Here is a 17,360-nt window from a genome sequence, read left to right as displayed (position 1 = left end):
CCACCAGGAGCCGCGATGGCCACCATGTCCAAGCGCAAGCGGGCGCAGTACTTCCGCTACGCCCAGTACGGACTGCTGATACTGCTGGCGGTCGTGATCGGCTTCACCGCCGACTGGGCCCAGCTGCAGAAGGCGTTCCTCAACGTCGACACGATCGTCTCGATGTTCCCGAACGTCATCACGGTCGCGCTCAAGAACACCATCTTCTACACCGTGCTCGGGTTCTCCTTCGGTCTCGCGCTGGGCCTCGTGCTCGCGTTGATGAAGCTGTCGACGGTCGGTCCGTACCGCTGGATCGCCACCGCGTACATCGAGTTCTTCCGCGGCATTCCCGCGCTGCTGGTCTTCATCGGCGTCTTCTTCGGCCTGCCGCTGGCGTTCCCGCAGCTCCAGCTCACGTCGTGGGCCACGGTGATGGTGGCGCTCGGTGGCGTCGGTGCCGCGTACATGGCGGAGACGATCCGCGCCGGCATCCAGGCGGTGCCCAAGGGACAGATCGAGGCCGCCCGCTCTCTCGGCATGTCCAGCAGCCGCACGATGATCACCATCGTGATCCCGCAGGCGTTCCGGATCATCCTGCCGCCGCTGACCAACGAGCTGATCATGCTGACGAAGGACTCGTCGCTGATCTACGTCATCGGTGTCTCCCGTGACCAGTACGAGCTCACGAAGTACGGCCGCGAGGTGCTGAGCCGCTCGCCGTCGCTGACCCCGATCCTCATCGCGGGTCTCTGCTATCTGATCATCACGCTGCCGCTGGGCTACCTGTCGAGGTACCTGGAGAACCGGACCGGCGGGAAGAAGGTGTCATGAGCGAGCGCGTAGTCGAGATCGAGGGCCTGAAGAAGTCCTTCGGGCCGCTGGACGTGCTGAAGGGCATCGACCTGCAGGTCGACCGCGGCCAGGTCGTCTGCATCATCGGGCCGTCCGGTTCCGGCAAGTCGACGTTGCTGCGGTGCGTGAACCTGCTGGAGGAGCCGACCGGCGGCAAGATCACCGTGCTGGGCACCGAGCTGACCGATCCGGACGTCGACATCGACAAGGCCCGGACGAAGATCGGCATGGTGTTCCAGGGCTTCAACCTGTTCCTGCACCTCAACGTCCTGAACAACCTCACCGTGGCGCAGCGCAAAGTGCTCAAGCGCAGTGAGAAGGAAGCCGACGAGGTCGGGCGGCACAACCTGGAGCGCGTCGGGCTGAGCGACAAGGTCGGCGCAATGCCCGCGCAGCTCTCCGGTGGCCAGCAGCAGCGCGTGGCGATCGCCCGTGCGCTGTCGATGGACCCCGAGGTGATGCTGTTCGACGAGCCGACCTCGGCGCTCGACCCGGAGCTCGTGGGCGACGTGCTCGGCGTCATGCGCCAGCTCGCCGACGAGGGCATGACGATGCTGGTCGTGACGCACGAGATGCAGTTCGCCCGTGAGGTCGCCGACAAGGTGATCTTCATGGACGGCGGCTACATCGTCGAGGAAGGCTCCCCGGCCGAGGTGATCGGCAACCCGCAGGAGGAGCGCACCAGGGAGTTCCTCGCCCGTGTGCTCGACCCGACGCACCACGGTCCGAGCGACCCGGTCTAGCCGCGTGGCCAGGGGGAAGGTCTCCGCGGAGTACTTGCTGCGGGGGCTGTTGGGGGAGAACGACAACTCAGGTGGTGGCGGGTGGCGGTTGCCTCGGCGCAAGCCGAGCACCCCGCCCGTCATCCGCGTGGTGGACCGCGTCGTCACCGACGTGCTGGACCTGCGCGCGGTCGAGGTGCCGTACGTGCTGGAGTTCGAGCGCTGCCAGTTCGAGTCGGCGCCCGACGTGCGGCAGGCGAACCTCGCCGGCATCTCGTTCAGCGACTGCGACCTGCCGGGTCTGGAAGCGCGCAATCTCAGCAGCAGCAACGACGTCTCGTTGCTCGGCTGCCGCGTGTCCGATCTGGTCGACCTGACCGACGCGGAGATCGCAGGCTCGTTGTTGTTGCGGGACAGCAGGTTCAGCGTGCCCGGTGGGCTGTGCGTGCACGGCGACCGGCTGACCGTCGCCGGCGCGTTGCTCGGGTTCGGCATCCAGACCGAGGGCGAGATCCGGCTGGCGGGGTCGCGCATCGGCGGCAACGTCAACCTCGGCAGCGCCGTCATGCAGAACCCGGACGGCTTCACGTTGAACGGCAACGGCATGCAGGTCGGCGGCAACCTGCTCGGCGCGTTCACCTCGCACGGCATCGTGTTCCTGTCCAACGCCAGGATCAGCTCCACGTTGTCGCTGAGCCGCGCCATGCTCTCGCGCGGCTCCGACTTCAAGGACACCACCGACCCGCACGACGACCCGTCCGCGACGCTGGTCCTGGACCGCGTGGACGTGTCCGGTGACCTCGAACTCGACCGCGGCTTCACCAGCGCAGGCACCGTCCGCGCCGTGAACGCCCGCATCGGCGGCACGTTGTCACTGGCCGACGCCGTGCTGGACGCCGTGTCGCCACCCGCTGTCGGCACCGACCCGACCGGATCGGGCCGCGCGCTGCACGTCGACGGCGCGGAGATCGGCGGTGACGTCGTCGGCCGCGGTGTGGTGATCAAAGGCCAGCTGCGCATGGTCGACACCCACGTGCGCGGCAGCATCACGATCGAACGGGCCACTGTGGACAACCCGGCCGCGGACGCGGTGCTCGCCAACCGTTCGCAGGTCGGCAGCAACTTCGTGGTGCGCGAGTCGGACATCTCCGGCGGTCTGGAGCTGCGCGGCATCACCGTCGGCGCGAACCTCGACCTGCGCGGCAGCCGCCTGACCAAACCGGGCCGGTACCGCCACCAGCCGCGCGAGAAGCCGTCGCTGGACATCGGCGGCGCCACGATCGGCCGCGACCTCATCTGCGCGCGCGGCGAGAAGGAATTCGTCGCGCACGGCGGCGTCCGGTGTCGGCGCGCGACCATCGGCCGCATGGCGAACTTCAACGGCGCGGTGCTCGGCTACAAGCTGGACAGCCACGCGCTGAACGCCATGGGCATGCAGGTCCAGGAGCTGATGCTCAACGTCGTCTCGCCGCCGAAGGGCCTGGTGACGCTGCGGCAGGCGCGCTGCACGTCGTTGGACGACAACGAGAACTTCTGGAACTCCACCGGTTTCATCGACCTGGACGACTTCCGCTACGACTCGCTCGCCTACCCCATCGACCTGCGCGACGACGCCCAGGTCCAGCAGCGGCTGCGCTGGCTGCGGCACGCCATGCGCCGCAGCTACCGCCCGCGCCCGTACGACCAGTTCGCCGAGATGCTGAACGCGTCCGGCAACGAGGAGCACGCTTCCACGGTTCTGATCGAGAAGCAGCGGCTGCGGTACCGCGCGGTCGCTGAGGGCATGAAGTTCCTCGGTCCGTTGGTGCTGTTGTGGAGCTTCTTGCAGCGCTCGATGGTCGGCTACGGCTACCGGCCGGCGCGCGCTCTGGGCTGGCTGATCACCGCGTGGGTGGTGGGCAGCATGTGGTTCCAGTTCAAGGGCCCGCTGGTGGAGATCAACGCCGACGACCACCTGCCGTGGAACGCGTGGCTCTACACGATCGACCTGGTGGTGCCGATCGTCGACTTCGGCAACAAGAACCGCTGGCAGACGCCGGGTGCGTCGCAGTGGATCGCCTCTGGGTTGATCGTGACCGGGTGGATTCTGGCGACCACGGTGGCGGCCGGCTTGACACGAATGTTGAAACGATGACGCCACCATCGGGGTATTTCGTCTGGTTCTGAACGGTGGTGCGATCGTTCGGTGATCGCCGCCGAGTCCACCGAGCTCTTCGTCGGTCCTCGGACTGCACTGCTCCAGGTGGTGCGGGTGACCTCGCCTACGTTGGCGGGGCCGGTGCACGCTCACGTCTCCGGGCCTGGGCTCCACTCGCCGCGGCACGGTGGCGCGGCGGTGATGGGTCCGTTCGGGTTCGAGGTCGGCGTCGACGTCTCCTCGCACACTCCCGGCTCGGTGGTGCCCGCCCAGGCCGTGGTGCGGTCTTCCACTGGCGAGGAAACCTGCGCGTTCTCGCTGGTCGTGGGCTCGCCGGGGTGGACGGTGCACCTCGTCGGGCACGTGGCCGCGGATGCGCCTTTTGATGTCCTGCGGGCGCATCTGGACCTGGCCCTGACCGATCCTGCGTACCGGTTCGCCGTGACGTCCGTCGAGCTGCTGCAGCCCTACTGGGACATGTTTCCGCAGCACCGGTCGTTGTTGCTGCGGCTGATCTCCGAGGGGCGGGTCGAGGTTGTCGGGTCCGAGTCCAATGTGGTCGGTGTCGAGCCGCTGCTCTCGTCGCTGCCCGCCGGGATCTCGCTGGAGGCCTCTTCTTTGGCGGAGGCGGAGCGTGCGGTCTACGCGGCCTTCCTGGCGCAGAGATCTTCCGGTGACCACGTGATGCTGCCCATCGGGTCGCCGCGTTCGATGCCCTCGCCGTGGGCTACCGCGATCCACCACGACTGGAGCGCGCGCTACACGTGGCCTCGGGTCGTCTGCTCGTTGCCGCGTGACTACTACGTGCGCGGCTCTGTGCCGGTGCCTCCCGCTCCCGCTGACGACTCGGCGGCTGCTGTGTTCGCCTCACACGCGGCACGGCTGACCGGAGCGGTCTATCCCGCCTCTGCTCTCGCACGCGCTGCCGTCGCGCATCCCCGGGAGGCCTTCGACCTGCGGTCCGCGGTCATCTCCAGATCGCTGGCCGCGCTGACGTCCACTGTGGACTCATCCGTGACCGTGTGGAACCCGTTGCCGACGCCTTGCACCGACATCGTGTCCGTGCACCTGCCCAGAGCTCGGAATGTGCACGTCGCGTTGTCCGGCGACGCGCTGCCGACGCTGGTCGACGACACCACCGTCACCTTCCTGGCCCGCGATGTCCCGGCACACGGCTGGCGCACCTACACGTTGGTCGACGACACGGCCGACCACGGCTGGAAGCGCGGGTACGGCGTTGAGATCGCTTCCACGCACTACGTCCTTTCCTACGACCCCGTCGCGTCGCTGGTGGCCGTCGACGGTCCGACGTTGGAGCCGCCGAAGCTGACCGGTCCGGTGACCGTCTGGCACAGCGAGGTCGGCGAGAAGATGGTCGGCTCGTCGACCTTCACGTTGTGGCACGAGGTCGACCATCTCGAACCGTCGCCGCTGGTCGGCGTGCTCGGTGCCCGCACACCCGCCTCCGGCTCGTTGCCCTCGGTGGCTGCCCGGCTGGCCGTGGCCGGGCCTCCGCTGGGCCCGGTCGCGCCCGCCGTCACACCGGTCTTCGCGCGCTACTGGCTGCACGAGCCCGCGCCGTTGGGCGGCCTGGCGGCGAACGTGCACCTGGAGGTCCTCGGCCCGACCAGGCTGCGGGTCGTGGCCGTGTCCGACGGCGACGCCTTCGAGGGCACCGTCCGACTGTCCCTGCCCGGCGGCTGGTCGGCCTCCTGGGACTCCCTGCCGGTGTCGCTGCCCGCCGGCGGTTTCGTCTCGGCCGAGGTGCGGTTGGTGCCGCCGCGCACGCCCGGCTGCTACCCCGTGCGGGCCACACTGCACGGCCTGCCGTTCGAGGTCTACGACATCGCGCTGCTGACCGTGCCGGAATGGGACTCCGAAGATCCCGTCGAGGTGCTTTGGGTGGCCTCTTCACCCTCGACCGTCTCGGCACCTGCGGGTGGTTCTTCACCTCTGCGCGTCTCTGTGGCGTCTGGTGCGCACGGCGACCTGCCGGTGCGGGCCTGGGTGCTGTCGCCGCGGTCCTCCTGGGAGTTCATCGGCCCGTTCAGCGTCGGCGGCCTGCTGCCCGCGCAGGGGCGGCTGTCGCTCGACTTCACCCTCTCCGCACCTCAGTGGGCCGAGGCGGACTCCTGGTCGGCCGTCGTGAAGATCGCCGCCGGTGAGCTGGTCCGGCACACCCCGCCGATCCGCCTGGAGATCGTGCGCTGAACTGGTCCGAACCACTCCTGGCTACGATGGGTCATCGTGACTGATCTGGTGCTGGCACTGGACTTCGGCGGCACCAAGATCGCCGCCGCCCTGGTGGACCCCGCGGGCTCCGTGCTCCGCTCTTCTCGGGTACCCACGCCGACTTCTGACCCGTGGGACGCAGTCGTCTCGGTCATCTCGTCGGTGGTCCAGGCGGAAGCCGTCTCCGGCGTCGGCATCGCCTCGGCCGGACCGGTGGACACCGTGCGCGGCACCGTCTCACCGATCAACGTGCCTTCGTGGCAGGCCTTCCCGCTGCGGTCCTCGGTCGCGTCGTTGTTCCCCGGCGTGCCCGTCGAACTGGCCGGTGACGGCGTCTGCATGGCGTTGGGCGAGCACTGGCGCGGCGCCGGGCAGGGCAGCACGTTCATGGTGGGCCTGGTCGTGTCCACCGGCGTGGGCGGCGGTCTGGTGCTGGACGGGCGCCCGTTCGGCGGCCGGACCGGCAACGCGGGGCACATCGGCCACATCGTCGTGGAACCCGACGGCGACCCCTGCACGTGCGGCGGGCGCGGGTGCGTGGAAACCGTCGCGGGCGGGCCGCGGATGGTGGCCTGGGCGCGGCGGACCGGATGGCAGGCACCCGACGACGCCGATGCCGCCGTCCTGGCCGCAGCGGCTCTGGCTGGGGACGAGATCCCGCTGGAGGCGTTCGAACGCGCTGGTCAGGCGGTTGGACTGGCCATCGCGGGCGCTGCCGCCGTGTGCGATCTGGAGCTGGCGGTCATCGGAGGCGGGGTGGCGCAGGCAGGCGACCTGCTGTTCGACCCGGTGCGGCGCGCTCTGAAGGCTCACGCCGGGTTGTCGTACCTGGACGGGCTCGAAGTGCGGGCAGCGGAGCTGGGCGGCGACGCCGGGCTGGTGGGAGCGGCGGCGCTGGTCCGCTAGTCCTACGAGACCCGGGAATGCCGGAGCGGCGACTCCACCCGCGCGATGACGACGCCCGCCGACTCCATCGACGCACGGACCGTTCGCGCGATCTCCACAGCCCCAGGCGTGTCCCCGTGCACGCAGATGGAATCCGCCTGGATCCGGACCGGGCGTCCGCCGACGCTCCGGACCCACCCCTCGGTGGCCAGTTGCACGCACCGGGCCGCGATCTCGGCGGGATCCCGCAACACCGCTCCGGGCTCCGACCGAGGCACCAACGTCCCGGCCGCCGTGTAGGCCCGATCGGCGAAGGCCTCGTGCCAGACGCGCAGCCCGGCCACCGATGCCCGCTTCAACCACACGGCACCGGGCGGCCCCAGCACCGCCAACCCGGGATCGAACAGCCGAACGGCGTCCACCACGGCATCAGCCTGGGGCTCGTGCCGGACCAGGGCGTTGTAGAGCGCACCGTGCGGCTTCACGTAGGACACCCGAGTTCCGGCCGCCCGAGCGAACGCCGACAACGCCCCCAGCTGTGCCAACACCTCGTTGGTCAGGGTGTCCGGAGCAACGTCGATGAACCGCCGCCCGAACCCGGCGAGGTCCCGATAGCCGACGTGGGCCCCCACGGCCACCCCGGCCTCAGCGGCGAGGGCGCACACCGACCGCATCGTGTCGGCGTCACCGGCGTGATAGCCGCAAGCAACGTTCGCGCTGGTCACAACGGACAACAGCGCTCGGTCGTCCCCGAGGGACCAGTGGCCGAAGCCCTCACCGAGATCCGCGTTCAGGTCCATGAGCCCACCCCTCGACAAGCCGAAGTTGTTGGATTGTGGGATTGTTGAACGATTTGACGATACTGCAATCGAACGATCCTGCAAATAGACTTGGCAGGTGACCGAGACGTGGGTGTCGACGCTGGCGCAGGGCAAGGCCGAACTGGAGCGCGCGAGCACCGCGCAGAAGGTCGCCGACATGCTGCGAGAGCGGGTGCTGGACGGTGAGCTGGCGCCTGGTCTGAGGCTGAGCGAGGAAGCCATCGGCGGTGCGCTGGGCGTCAGCCGCAACACGCTCAGGGAGGCGTTCCGGCTGCTCACGCGCGACCGGTTGCTGGTGCACGAACACAGCAGGGGCGTGTTCGTGCGGACGCCGAGTGCTGAGGACGTGCGCGACCTCTACGCCGCCCGCCGGGTCATCGAGTGCGGGGCGCTGCAGAAGTGGCCCGAGGTCGACGAGGCCATGCGGGACGCGGTCCGGACGCCCATCGACGACGCGACCGCGCACGGTGCCAAGAAGGACTGGGCGAAGGTCGGGGCCGCCAACATCCGGTTCCACCGCGGGATCGTGGGACTGGCCGGCAGCCACCGCCTGAGCGAGGAGTCCGACCGGCTGTTCGCCGAACTCATGCTCGCGTTCCGGGTGGTCAGCGACCCCAAGCGGCTGCACATGGCGTACCTGCCGCTCAACCGGGCGATCGTCGAGCTGCTCAACTCCGACGAGGTCGACCGGGCCACCGAGCGGTTGCGCGAGTACTTCGACCTGGCCGAGGCCGATCTGGTCAACCAGCTCGGTGGGCAATAGTCCAAAGGGACTGTTAAGCGGAGTGCAACGATTCCGATCTCGGAGCTGACGAGCCGTCTCATCAGGCCTAACATCCGCGCAACACCGCGTACACGGAGGGCCACCAATGCCGTCGGACCCCAAGACCGGCTTGCGCTGGAGCAACTGGAACCTGCTGCTGATACTTCCGCTGCTCATGCTCATCACGCCGTGGTTCAACTTCGACGAGCCCCGAGTCTTCGGGCTGCCGTTCTTCTACTGGTACCAGTTCGCGTTCGTGCCGCTCGGCGTGCTGGCCGTCGGCCTGGTCTACGTCAAGACCAAGGACGAGCCCGTGGTCAAGGGCAAGCCGGACAAGCTGGGCGTTGACGACCTGGACGAGGGAGCGAACTGATGCAGTGGACCGAGCTGATCGTTTTCAGCGCTCTCTTCCTGCTCGTCACCGTCATGGGCTTCGTCGCGGCGAAGTGGCAGAAGGGCGACACCCTCGACCACCTCGACGAGTGGGGCCTCGGCGGAAGAAAGTTCGGCAGCTGGATCACGTGGTTCCTGGTCGGCGGTGACCTCTACACCGCCTACACGTTCGTCGCGGTGCCGGCGCTGATGTTCGGCGCGGGCGCGACCGGGTTCTTCGCCCTGCCGTACACGGTGATCCTCTACCCGATCGTGTTCCTGCCGCTGGTCCGCATGTGGTCGGTCAGCCGCGTGCACGGTTACGTCACGCCCGCCGACTTCGTGAAGGGCCGCTACGGCTCGCACTGGCTGGCGCTGCTGATCGCGATCACCGGCATCTTCGCCACCATGCCGTACATCGCCCTGCAGCTGGTCGGCCTCGAAGCCGTGCTGCGCAGCATGGGCCTGAACGGCAGCGGCATCCTCGGGCACGCGCCGCTGTTCGTCGCGTTCGTGATCCTCGCGGTCTACACGTACCAGTCCGGCCTGCGAGCGCCCGCGCTGATCGCGTTCGTCAAGGACATCCTGATCTACATCGTCATCCTGGTCGCGATCGTCTACCTGCCCGCCAAGTTCGGCGGCTGGGGCGAGATCTTCAACGACGCGGACGCCAAGTTCAAGGCAACCCCGGCGCCGGGCGACGGCATCCTGCTCAACGCCAACAACCAGCTGCAGTACGCGACGCTGGCGCTCGGCTCGGCCCTCGCACTCTTCATCTACCCGCACTCGCTGACCGGCATCCTGGCCAGCCGCGGCCGCAACGTGATCAAGCGCAACATGGTCGCGTTGCCGGCGTACTCGCTGGTGCTGGGCCTGCTGGCGCTGCTCGGCTACGTCGCGATCAGCGCGGGCACCAAGCCGATCGTCAACCAGGCGACCGGGCGACCCGACACGAACACCATCGTGCCGGAGCTCTTCGGCAACAACTTCCCGTCGTGGTTCGCGGGCATCGCGTTCGCGGCCATCGGCATCGGCGCACTGGTGCCGGCTGCGATCATGTCGATCGCGGCGGCGAACCTGTGGACGCGCAACGTCTACAAGGAGTACCTGAAGAAGAACGCCACACCCGCGGAGGAGGCCAAGCAGGCCAAGCTCGCGTCGCTGGTCGTGAAGTTCGGCGCGGTGGCGTTCATCGTGTTCATCGACCCGCAGTTCTCGATCGACCTGCAGCTGATCGGCGGCGTGATCATTCTGCAGACGCTGCCCGCAGTCGCCATCGCGCTCTACACCCGCTGGTTCCACGTGTGGGGACTGGTCGCGGGCTGGTTCGCGGGCATGGCTTACGGCATGTACCTGCTGTACCTCATCCCGAGCGCCGACGGATCTCGCAAGCACTTCGGCAGTTCCGCGCTGGCACTCGAGAAGCTGTCGATCTTCGGCTGGAACCCGTTCGAGGGCTCGAAGATGGCGATCTACGTCGGCATCCCCGCGTTGACGATGAACCTGCTGGTCGCCGTGGCCATCACGCTGATCGCCAAGAAGGCCAAGGTCTTCAACGGCACGGACCAGACCGACCCGTCCGACTACCACGTCGACGAGGACAGCCCGCGGGTCAAGCCCGTCGCCACCCACTGAGACGCATGTGAACAAGACGGTCCGCCTGCCGGGTTCCGGTAGGCGGACCGTTTGCGTTGAGATGGATCAAGTGAGAATCCCTGCTGCACTAGTCGCCTTGACCGCAACCGCACTCGTCATCGCACCGGGCGTCGCCCACGCGCAGGACGCGAGCTGCTACGACACCAACGTCCCGCTCACCGTCGAGGAACAACGCCTCGACGACACGCTCGTCGCCGGTGGTCCCGCCGTCGGCCCCGCACTCGTGAAGCTCGCCGGGTTCGACGGCCGGGTCGCGGACTTCACCACGAACCTCTGCCGCCAGGTCGTGCCGAAGCAGGCGCAGCAGTTCGTCGAACGCGAGGGCAACGCGCTGTGGAAGGCCGCCGTCGCCCGCGCGCAGAGCACGAAACCGTTGGCGCACGACGCTTACGACGACCGCCCGCTCTACTGGGCGCGCCTGCAGCTCACCACCGCGCTGCGCCAGTGGAAGCCGCGTTCCCCCATCTCCGTCAACGACCGCCTGAAACTCATCCAGAAGTTCGACTGGGCCTCGCGCGGCCTGAGCGACTCGGCGTTCCCCTCGAAGCCCGGCGTGCGCAAGATCGCCGTGACCGGCTTCGACCCGTTCCAGCTCAGCGGCACGAACGTCCGGCGCGCCAACCCGGCGGGTGCGGCGGCACTGCAGCTCGACGGCCGTGAGATCACCACTCCGAACGGCAAGGTCGTGCTGCAGGCAGCGGTGCTTCCGGTGCTGTGGGGCGGTTTCGACGAGGGCGTCGTCGAGCAGTTCTACGGTTCCGCACTCCAGCAGAAGCCCGACGGGTTCGTGACGATCAGCCAGGGCAGGCCGGGCCGGTTCGACATCGAGCGGTGGGCGGCGCGCTGGCGTGGCGGCTTCGCGGACAACAACAACGTCGGCTCGTACGGCAGCGTCCCGAACGCGGCTGGCTGGCCGCAGCCGACGAACGAGTTCATCGAGACCACGCTGCCGTTCCAGAAGATGATCGACGCGGGCACCGGGCCGTTCACCGTGCAGCTGAACCGGAACTTCTGCGAGTGGGTCGTCGTCGGCTCCCAGCAGTCGTGCCGCACGGACGAACCGACTCCGGGCAGGGTCGCGGCTTCCGGTGGCGGTGGTGACTACCTCTCCAACGAGAGCATGTACCGCGCGAACCGGCTCCGAATCGGTTACGGCGCAACGAATGTCCTCGGTGGACACCTGCACACGCCGGTGCTCGGCCAGCCCGCAGACCCGGCCGCGCTGACCGACGCGGCGTTCGAAAAACAGCGTCGGGACATCGCCGATCAGGTCAAGGCCCTAGTCTCTGTGGTGTGACTCGTGTGCGGCTGGCGGTGGCAATCAGTCTGAGCGTGTGGGCGCTGTCCGCATGCGCTATCCACGTCGGAGGTCAGGCCATTCCAGGCCCGATGCCGTCCACCGCCTCCGCAGACGCACCGACCCTGCCCAAGGCGGGGCAGTGCATGAACGCCTACGAGCTCAAGGTGCTGCAGTGCACCGAATCGCACGAGGCCGAGGTCATGAGCGTCGGTGAGCTCAAGGGCCTGCCCTCGACCTACCCGGACACGCAGACGCTGCGCAAGGCCGCGCTCCCGCCGTGCCGCGCGACACTCACCGAGTACCTGGGCAACCCGGACGCGGACGCCACGCGCCTGCGCGTCTGGGCGTTCTGGCCGAACGAGCAGGGCTGGAAGGACGGCCAGCGCTGGCGGCTGTGCACCGTCGTGGAGATCAGCTCCGACGAGAAGCCGCTGGCGCGCAAGGGTTCCATGAAGGGCGCCCTCGGCGGCAACGGCTTCACCACGTTCCAGACGTGCACGCAGGGCTCGCCGTCGAAGGACCAGGAGGTCAAGGTCGTCGCGTGCAACACGTCGCACCTGGCCGAAGCCGTGCCCGGCGGTGTGGTGTCGCTCGGCAAGTACACCGACCCCGCGCCGTCCAAGGACCAGATCAACGCGATCGCGGACGAGAAGTGCACCAAGGCCGTGCACGACTACCTGGGTTCGTCCAAGCGCACCGACGTGTTCCCGGCGTGGCGGAACCCCGGTTCTCAAGCCTGGTCAGAGGGTTTCACCAACGCGATCTGCTACGCGGAGTCCACCAAGGCCTTCAACGGCACTCTCTTCGGCATCCGCGACAACCCGCTCCCGAACTGAGCCGGCGACCACGACCATCAGCACGGCGGCCAGGGACAGCACCAGCATCGCGATTCCTGCGATCCCCACGGCACACCTCCCATTCCGCCTTCGGTGACGATCTTTGTGACCGCCATCACACACCTAAGACGTTCCCAGAAGGGGTCAGGTTCATTCCTGGAGCAAGACCATTTCAGAAACTTGTGGACAAGCCCCCGGGCTGTCCACAGCTATCCACAACATGTGCACAGAGCCGTCCACACCTGTGGACAACTTCGTCTCAAATGGACGGTGAGCTGCAATGATTCAGAGAAAATTGCTGCACAGGACCACACCTGCGGCGGCACCGATGGCTAAACCGACGACGAAGACGAGGGTGTAGCGCCACCACGGCGTGCGGGCCGGCTGGGCGGGCGGCACCGGGTAGTAGCGCACGATGCCCGTCGTCGGGCCGACCTCCACATCGCGCTTCGTGCCGTCGAAGTGGAGTCCCCCCAGGAAGTCGTCCTGCGTCACACCACTAGTAGTACCTCAAAAAGGTGACCCACCGGTCGCCGTTGACCGGTGGGTCACCAAACACCTCAGAAGAGTGGCGTGGCCCGGAACGTCGCCGGACGAGTTCGCGGTCAGACGGGTGCATCGCGGTGCCGCCCCCACGCCCTCATATCTGAGTCGTATGGGGGCGTGGGGGCGGTGCCGCGAGTGCCCTGCTGAGCGTGAACACGGCCGTCAACGGGCCGGGTCGCGCCACTAGCCGAGGCGCTGCTTCAGGGCTTCCAGCTGGTCGCGCAGCGTGGTCGGGACCTTCTCGCCGATCTTCGCGAACCACTCCTCGACCAGCGGGATCTCGGCACGCCACTCGTCGGCGTCGAACGCGAGCGCGGCCTCGATGTCCTCACGCGACGCGTCCAGGCCTTCGAGGTCCAGGTCGTCCGCGGTCGGCACGTAACCGATCGGGGTCTCGACAGCGGCGGCCTTGCCCTCGAGGCGCTCGATGGCCCACTTCAGCACGCGCGAGTTCTCGCCGAATCCCGGCCACAGGAAGCGCTTGTCCTCGCCGCGGCGGAACCAGTTGACGTAGAAGATCTTCGGCAGCTTGTCGGCGTCGGCGCGCTTGCCGAGGTCGACCCAGTGCTGGAAGTAGTCACCGGCGTTGTAGCCGATGAACGGCAGCATCGCCATCGGGTCGCGGCGCACGACGCCCGTCTTGCCGACCGCGGCGGCCGTGGTCTCCGACGACAGCGTGGCGCCCATGTAGGTGCCGTGCTGCCAGTCGCGCGACTCGGTGACCAGCGGGATCGTCGTGGCGCGGCGGCCACCGAAGAAGATCGCCGAGATCGGCACGCCCTTGGGGTCGTCCCACTCGGGCGCCTTGATGTCGCACTGCTCGATCGGCGTGCAGTAGCGCGAGTTCGGGTGCGCCGCCAGCTCGTCGCCGTCCGGGGTCCAGTCCTGGTGCTTCCACGAGGTCAGGTGGGCCGGCGCCTCGCCGATGCCCTCCCACCAGATGTCGCCGTCGTCGGTCAGCGCGACGTTCGTGAACAGCGAGTTGCCCTTGGCGATGGTGCGCATCGCGTTCGGGTTGGTGTGGTAGTCGGTGCCGGGCGCGACGCCGAAGAAGCCGTTCTCCGGGTTCACCGCGTACAGGCGGCCGTCCTCACCGAAACGCATCCAGGCGATGTCGTCGCCGAGCGTCTCGACCTTCCAGCCGGGGATGGTCGGCTCCAGCATGGCGAGGTTCGTCTTGCCGCAGGCCGACGGGAACGCGGCGGCGATGTAGTACGCCTTGTTCTCCGGCGAGGTGAGCTTGAGGATCAGCATGTGCTCGGCGAGCCAGCCCTCGTCGCGCGCCATCACGGACGCGATGCGCAGCGAGTAGCACTTCTTGCCGAGCAGGGCGTTGCCGCCGTAGCCGGAGCCGAAGCTCCAGATCTCGCGGGTCTCCGGGAAGTGCGAGATGTACTTCGTGTCGTTGCACGGCCACTGCACGTCCTGCTGGCCGTCCGCCAGCGGCGCGCCGAGCGAGTGCAGCGCGGGCACGAAGTCCGCGTCCTCACCGAAGAGGTTGAGGGCCTTGGTGCCCATGCGGGTCATGATGTGCATCGAGACGACGACGTACTCCGAGTCCGTGATCTCGACGCCCAGCATCGGCTTCTCCGCGTCGAGCGGGCCCATGCAGAACGGGATCACGTACATCGTGCGGCCACGCATGCAGCCCCGGTAGAGCTCGGTCATGATGGCCTTCATCTCTGAAGGGTCCATCCAGTTGTTCGTGGCGCCCGAGTCCTCCTCGCGCACGGAGCAGATGTAGGTCCGCTCCTCGACACGCGCGACGTCGCTCGGGTCCGAGGCCGCCCAGAACGAGTTCTGCTTCTTCTTCAGCGGAACGAAGGTGCCGGCGTCGACGAGCTTCTGCGTGAGGCGGTCCCACTCACCCTGGGACCCGTCCGCCCAAACAACCTCGTCGGGGCAGGTCAGCTCAGCGACTTCCTGAACCCATGCGAGCAAACGCGCGTGGTTGGTAGGTGCGTGTTCGAGACCGGGAATGGTCACTGCCGTCATCTCGTCTCGTCTCCTGACTGAACGCCTCGGCTGCCCGAGGACGCGGTGGGTCGTCCGGTGTGGGGACTTCGTCGTCCTCGGGAATAGCTCCAGACGCCCGGTGGGGCCGGGCGTGCGTGGAAGGGGATGGATCGAGGTTAGCCCGGTTAATGGTGGGTAAAGCACCCCCAGCCTGTCGCTTCCCTCACAAAACCGATTCTGGAATCGATTCAGCACTCGGACGGCGTTAAGGCGCGCTTGAGGTGGGAAAAACACAAGAGGCCCCGGTGCGGTTCTCACCACACCGGGGCCTGTGACCTGCGCTTCAGTTCGGGCTGATCCACTGCCCGGTGGTCGAATCGATTCGGACGACGCCGTCGAACCGTTCTTCCTCGAACCAGTCGTCCGAGTCGTCCAAAATGCCGCTCTTGGAGTCCGTCACGTACCGGCCGTCGGCCTCGATGTGCCCGTGCTCGACCTCGACCCAGTCGTCACCGCGGTGTTCCGACATCGTGACCTCGCCCGATCGTGTGATCTCGGTCGCCACGTCGGCCCTGCCATCGCCGTTCTTGTCGGTGAACAGCCAGGTGTCGCCGTCGTCGTCGCGCACCACGGCGGTGTCGGCCTTGCCGTCGCCGTCGGTGTCCTCGGTCGCCTGGCCGACCTTTCGGTCGCCTTCGTCCGTGTCGACGACAATCGTCTGTTGGGGCGAGGAATTCGTCTTTTGTTGCTGAGTGTCGTTCGGGTCGACGGCGACCCACTCGCCGGAATTCTCCTCGAAGCGAGCCTGGCCGAGCAGATTGCCGTCCTTGTCGAACGTGCTCATCAGATCGGCGTCGCCGTCGCCGTTCGTGTCGGTGAACGCCAGGTGACCACCGTCGTCGGTCTCGACCACGGCGGAGTCGTTCACGCCGTCGTCGTTCAGGTCGAAGGTGACGTCGGCGGTGTACTCCTCATCCTCGACGGTGACCTTCAGCTCGGCGTCAGCCGCACCGTTCTCGTCGATGTACACCGGGACACACCTCCCTGCCGCTCATGTACCGGTATGACCCACGTTATGCCGGTTCGGTTCCCTCGCCAAGCTCAACAACGGCAACCTGCCCGGCGTCTGGGTGGTGACGACGAGCGAGGGGGATGCGGTGGACAGAGGGCTGGTACCAGCGGCGAGTGCCCGAAGACGGGCACGGGCCGCGCTGATCGGCGCGCTCGCGACGTGCACCACGTTGTCCGTGCTCGGGGGTTACCTCATGAGCCCCGCAGCGGACAGCGATCTGGGCTTCCCGCTGGTCGCCGTCGCCGGGCTGATCATGTTCGTGCTGCCGTTCCTGGCCCAGGGCGGATACGCCGAAGTGCACGACCAGCGCTATCTGACGGCGCGCACGGTCAGCGGATGGCGCACCGTCGACCTGCACCGGCTGGCGAGGATCAGCCGTTTCCGCACCGAGCAGGTGCCGTCCATCGATCTGCTGATGCTCGTCGACACCGACGGGGTGCGACTCATGATCAACGAGGACCCGGAGGTCGACGAGGCGACGATGCAGGCGTTGGTGGCGAATCCCGCCAACGCTCCGCGCATCTCCGGGGACGCCGCTGACCGGCTGGGACTGTCCGAGCCGCCCCCGGGGCACAAGATCTGGGGGTTCGCAGTCCGCTTCTTCGCACCGTTCCTGCTCCTGGCGATGTGCTTCGGGCCGCCGCTGCTCGTGGCCTGGGCCGTCTTCGAGATCTCACCGGGCTAGGCCCGATCCGGTCGCGAGCCGATCATCAACAGGCAGAGCGTGGTGACCGCGGCGACGAGTCCGGCGAGCAGCGGCATCGGCGGCAACACCGGTGAGGCCGGCTCTGGTGCCGGAACGTGCGGCCCCGCCGGCTGATGCGGGACAGGGGCCGGCTGATGCGACGGCTCGGCAGGCGGGTGCGGGTGCCCGACCGGCTGGCTGATGGAGTTCTGCGAGCTCTGCGCCTGCGAGATCCGGCCGATGCCCGACGCGAACCAGAGCACGACGACCACGGTGCCCACCAGGGTCGCCGCCACCACCTGGTCTCACTGCAGCTTCATGCTTCAAGAGCGAATCCGTGCGGAATTAACCGGCATTCCCAATTCATGACGGAATGGTGAACCTACATCGGAGACAAATACTTAGTGCCAGTGCATGTTCGGACAAACACAATTAAGTTGCATCGATAACAGCATCCTGACCAGCCAAAATGAGCATTGCTCAATTAAGTTCGAGCAAACTCACCGACGGCCCGTAGCCCTGTGCGGACCGCTCGTTGTTGCC

16 protein-coding genes are annotated in these 17,360 nt (G+C 67.7%); 11 read left to right on the top strand and 5 right to left on the bottom strand.

The window, feature by feature from the left end:
* Window positions 1-24 precede the first annotated feature (24 nt).
* Genes LFM09_RS25780 through LFM09_RS25760 form a run of 5 tightly spaced genes read left to right on the top strand, consistent with a single transcriptional unit; the run spans window position 25 to window position 6,831 of the window.
* Window positions 25-813 carry an amino acid ABC transporter permease gene (locus LFM09_RS25780; protein ID WP_414099121.1) on the top strand — a complete coding sequence of 263 codons (789 nt, stop codon included), beginning with the start codon at window positions 25-27 and terminating at the stop codon, window positions 811-813.
* Window positions 810-1,577 carry an amino acid ABC transporter ATP-binding protein gene (locus LFM09_RS25775; protein WP_414099100.1) on the top strand — a complete coding sequence of 256 codons (768 nt, stop codon included), beginning with the start codon at window positions 810-812 and terminating at the stop codon, window positions 1,575-1,577. Before LFM09_RS25780 ends, LFM09_RS25775 begins: the two co-directional genes overlap by 4 nt.
* A gap of 4 nt (window positions 1,578-1,581) precedes the next feature.
* Complete coding sequence (locus tag LFM09_RS25770; RefSeq protein WP_414099099.1) at window positions 1,582-3,690, top strand: hypothetical protein; 2,109 nt, start codon at window positions 1,582-1,584, stop codon at window positions 3,688-3,690.
* A 51-nt stretch (window positions 3,691-3,741) separates the two neighbouring features.
* The gene (locus LFM09_RS25765) at window positions 3,742-5,904 is read left to right on the top strand and encodes a hypothetical protein (protein WP_414099098.1); all 2,163 of its coding nucleotides are present in this window, start codon (window positions 3,742-3,744) and stop codon (window positions 5,902-5,904) included.
* Window positions 5,905-5,940: 36 nt separating this feature from the next.
* Complete coding sequence (locus tag LFM09_RS25760; protein WP_414099097.1) at window positions 5,941-6,831, top strand: ROK family protein; 891 nt, start codon at window positions 5,941-5,943, stop codon at window positions 6,829-6,831.
* Between the two features lie 2 nt (window positions 6,832-6,833).
* Here LFM09_RS25760 and LFM09_RS25755 read toward each other — a convergent pair whose 3' ends face one another.
* Window positions 6,834-7,610: a LamB/YcsF family protein gene (locus LFM09_RS25755; RefSeq protein WP_414099096.1), complete on the bottom strand. Its 777-nt coding sequence runs from the start codon at window positions 7,608-7,610 to the stop codon at window positions 6,834-6,836.
* 97 nt (window positions 7,611-7,707) lie between these two features.
* Here LFM09_RS25755 and LFM09_RS25750 point away from each other — a divergent pair, with 97 nt between their 5' ends.
* The 5 genes from LFM09_RS25750 to LFM09_RS25730 all read left to right on the top strand — a co-directional run bounded on the left by LFM09_RS25750 (window position 7,708) and on the right by LFM09_RS25730 (window position 12,558).
* On the top strand, window positions 7,708-8,394 hold the full coding sequence (locus LFM09_RS25750; protein ID WP_414099095.1) for a GntR family transcriptional regulator: 687 nt from the start codon (window positions 7,708-7,710) through the stop codon (window positions 8,392-8,394).
* Between the two features lie 106 nt (window positions 8,395-8,500).
* A complete protein-coding gene (locus LFM09_RS25745) occupies window positions 8,501-8,767 on the top strand; it encodes a DUF3311 domain-containing protein (protein WP_414099094.1) in 267 nt (88 codons plus the stop codon).
* Window positions 8,767-10,401 carry a monocarboxylate uptake permease MctP gene (gene mctP, locus LFM09_RS25740; protein WP_414099093.1) on the top strand — a complete coding sequence of 545 codons (1,635 nt, stop codon included), beginning with the start codon at window positions 8,767-8,769 and terminating at the stop codon, window positions 10,399-10,401. The genes LFM09_RS25745 and mctP overlap by 1 nt, the downstream gene beginning before the upstream one ends.
* Window positions 10,402-10,498: 97 nt before the next feature.
* Window positions 10,499-11,719 (top strand): hypothetical protein, encoded by a 1,221-nt coding sequence (locus LFM09_RS25735; protein ID WP_414099092.1) that lies wholly within the window; start codon window positions 10,499-10,501, stop codon window positions 11,717-11,719.
* Entirely contained in the window at window positions 11,716-12,558 is an 843-nt protein-coding gene (locus LFM09_RS25730; protein ID WP_414099091.1) for a septum formation family protein, read from the top strand. The genes LFM09_RS25735 and LFM09_RS25730 overlap by 4 nt, the downstream gene beginning before the upstream one ends.
* 285 nt (window positions 12,559-12,843) lie before the next feature.
* On the opposite strand, the gene LFM09_RS25725 is transcribed toward LFM09_RS25730, so the two are convergent.
* From LFM09_RS25725 to LFM09_RS25715, 3 genes are all read right to left on the bottom strand, one after another.
* A complete protein-coding gene (locus tag LFM09_RS25725; protein WP_414099090.1) occupies window positions 12,844-13,053 on the bottom strand; it encodes a hypothetical protein in 210 nt (69 codons plus the stop codon).
* A gap of 234 nt (window positions 13,054-13,287) precedes the next feature.
* Window positions 13,288-15,099: a phosphoenolpyruvate carboxykinase (GTP) gene (locus LFM09_RS25720; RefSeq protein WP_414099089.1), complete on the bottom strand. Its 1,812-nt coding sequence runs from the start codon at window positions 15,097-15,099 to the stop codon at window positions 13,288-13,290.
* Between the two features lie 304 nt (window positions 15,100-15,403).
* Window positions 15,404-16,090, bottom strand: coding sequence for a hypothetical protein (locus LFM09_RS25715; protein ID WP_414099088.1), 687 nt, complete (start codon window positions 16,088-16,090; stop codon window positions 15,404-15,406).
* 127 nt (window positions 16,091-16,217) lie between these two features.
* On the opposite strand from LFM09_RS25715, the gene LFM09_RS25710 reads away from it, so the two are divergent.
* On the top strand, window positions 16,218-16,817 hold the full coding sequence (locus tag LFM09_RS25710) for a hypothetical protein (protein WP_414099087.1): 600 nt from the start codon (window positions 16,218-16,220) through the stop codon (window positions 16,815-16,817).
* Here LFM09_RS25710 and LFM09_RS25705 read toward each other — a convergent pair.
* On the bottom strand, window positions 16,814-17,113 hold the full coding sequence (locus tag LFM09_RS25705; RefSeq protein ID WP_414099086.1) for a hypothetical protein: 300 nt from the start codon (window positions 17,111-17,113) through the stop codon (window positions 16,814-16,816). The genes LFM09_RS25710 and LFM09_RS25705 overlap by 4 nt on opposite strands.
* Window positions 17,114-17,360: the final 247 nt, after the last annotated feature.

The sequence above is a fragment of the Lentzea alba genome, assembly GCF_047445655.1.
Taxonomy (GTDB): domain Bacteria; phylum Actinomycetota; class Actinomycetes; order Mycobacteriales; family Pseudonocardiaceae; genus Lentzea; species Lentzea alba_A.
The sequence above is the reverse complement of the archived record's forward strand: the minus strand, read 5'-3'. Positions and strand labels throughout refer to the sequence as shown.